Source organism: Bradyrhizobium sp. (assembly GCF_035701725.1).
Classification (GTDB): domain Bacteria; phylum Pseudomonadota; class Alphaproteobacteria; order Rhizobiales; family Xanthobacteraceae; genus Bradyrhizobium.
This window is the reverse complement of sequence record NZ_DASSRP010000163.1, coordinates 1-2,257: the sequence shown is the minus strand read 5'-3', so window position 1 is coordinate 2,257 and position 2,257 is coordinate 1. Positions and strand designations below refer to the sequence as shown.

2 protein-coding genes and 1 pseudogene are annotated in these 2,257 nt (G+C 65.4%); all 3 read left to right on the top strand.

Annotation, left to right across the window (positions count from 1 at the left end):
* A partial coding sequence (locus VFL62_RS09655) for a methyl-accepting chemotaxis protein (RefSeq protein WP_325172145.1) occupies positions 1-828 on the top strand: 828 nt, incomplete at its 5' end.
* A gap of 293 nt (positions 829-1,121) precedes the next feature.
* A complete protein-coding gene (locus VFL62_RS09650; protein WP_325172144.1) occupies positions 1,122-1,814 on the top strand; it encodes an MCP four helix bundle domain-containing protein in 693 nt (230 codons plus the stop codon).
* An 18-nt stretch (positions 1,815-1,832) separates the two neighbouring features.
* Positions 1,833-2,257 (top strand): annotated as a pseudogene (locus VFL62_RS09645) (methyl-accepting chemotaxis protein); the annotation flags it as partial.

Sequence of the window (2,257 nt, the reverse complement as noted above, 5' to 3'; positions counted from 1 at the left end):
ATCACCCGCGACTTCGAGCGGATGATCGGCGACATCGTCAACAACGTCTCTTCGGCATCCTCCCAGCTCGAAGCCTCCGCCGGCACCTTGTCGACCACGGCCTCGCGCTCGCAGGAACTCTCCACCAGCGTGGCGGCGGCCTCCGAGGAAGCGTCCACCAACGTGCAGTCGGTGGCCTCCGCCACCGAGGAGCTGTCGTCCTCGGTCAACGAGATCAGCCGCCAGGTGCAGGAATCGGCGCGGATGGCCAGCAGCGCGGTCGACCAGGCCCGTTCGACGACGGATCGCGTTGGCGAATTGTCGAAGGCCGCGACCCGGATCGGCGACGTTATCGAATTGATCAACACCATCGCCGGGCAGACCAACCTGCTCGCGCTCAATGCCACCATCGAGGCGGCCCGCGCCGGCGAGGCCGGCCGCGGCTTTGCCGTGGTCGCCTCCGAGGTCAAGGCGCTGGCCGAGCAGACCGCGAAGGCCACCGGCGAGATCGGCCAGCAGATCAACGGCATTCAGGCCGCGACCCAGGACTCGGTCGCGGCGATCAAGGAAATCTCCGATACCATCGAGAAGCTGTCGGAAATCTCCTCGACCATTGCCGCTGCCGTGGAAGAGCAGGGCGCCGCGACGCAGGAAATCTCCCGTAACGTGCAGCAGGCGGCGCACGGCACCCAGCAGGTCTCGTCCAACATCACCGACGTGCAACGCGGCGCGGCCGAAACCGGCTCGGCGTCTTCTCAGGTGCTGGCAGCCGCCAAGACGCTGTCGTCGGATTCAAGCCGGCTGCGCAGCGAGGTCTCGAAGTTCCTTACCGACGTGCGGGCGGCGTAAGCGCCGCCGCTGACGCACGCCTCAGTGCGGGCCCATGCTGCGTGCGCGCGATCTTTCGGCACGCCGTCGACGGTCTGCCTTCGGAATCCCGTCGCCATCCATGCGCCCACGAGCTCCAGCATGAACTTGCCGGAGTGGCGGGCGTCGTTGCTCATCCGCCATCGGGGCAGGGCGACGCCTCGCCTATGCGAAATTTGCGGACCTGATTCTCGAGGCGCCGCGCCGACAGCTTTCAGTAACCTTTTTGGCGCACCAGTGGCAGCGGGTCTGATTTGCTACCTGTGGGGGCCGTCATGTTCGCCAAGTTTTCGATCCGCGCCAAGATCATTTGCCTCGTTTCACTGTTGCTGCTGGCGCTCGCCGGCATGGGCCTGCTCTCCGCCACCAGCATGCGCTCACTGAATGCCCACACCAAGGAGATCGCCAACAGCTGGCTGCCCAGCATCAAGGCGCTCGGTGAACTGAATGTCGGCGCCGTCTACTACCGCAATGTGCTCAACGCCCACATGCTGGCCGAAACCCTCGAAGACAAGGCGGTGCTGGAAAAGACGATGGCGGGCATCGTCGAGAACATGACGAATGTCCGAAAGTCCTATGAAACGATGATTACATCGCCGGAGGAACGCGCGCTGTACACCGAGTGGTCGGCACGCTGGCAGGAATATGCGGGTATCGCCGCCAAGGTGCTGGACCTGTCGCGCAAGGAAGCCGGCCGTTTGCCGCGTGAGGCGTTGCAGGCGAACCAGCAGGCCATCAAGGTCGGCAATGAGGCGAAGGCGATCCTGGCCAAGGATATCGAGCTCAATGACCGCGGCGCGGCGCAGGACACCAAGGCGGCGGAAGACACTTATTCGTCGATCCTGATGATGCTGGCGGCGATCGTCGGCCTTTCCATCCTCGCCGGCGCAGCCGTCAGTTTCTATGTCATCCGCGACGTCGCCGCCGGTATCGCCTCGATCGTCGAGCCGATGCAGGCGCTCGGCTAGGGCGAGCTCGAGGCCAATGTGCCGCACCAGGGCGAGCATACCGAGATCGGCCAGATGGCCGATGCCTTGCAGATCTTCAAGCAGGCGTTGATTGCCAAGCGCGCCGCCGATCAGGCCGCGGCGAAGGATGCCGAAGCCAAGATCGAGCGCGGCCGCCGCGTCGACGGCATCACCCGCGACTTCGAGCGGATGATCGGCGATATCGTCAACAACGTCTCCACGGCGTCGTCGCAACTCGAGGTTTCCGCCGGGACCCTGTCGAGCACGGCCAAGCGCGGGCAGGAACTGTCGACGACGGTCGCGGCGGCCTCCGAGGAGGCCTCCACGAACGTGCAGTCGGTGGCCTCCGCCACCGAGGAGCTGTCGTCCTCGGTCAACGAGATCAGCCGCCAGGTGCAGGAATCGGCGCGGATGGCCAGCAGCGCGGTCGACCAGGCCCGTTC

Excerpts from the sequence above, each read along its gene's own strand:
- VFL62_RS09650 (WP_325172144.1), top strand. The coding sequence starts at position 1,122 with ATGTTCGCCAAGTTTTCGATCCGCGCCAAGATCATTTGCCTCGTTTCA.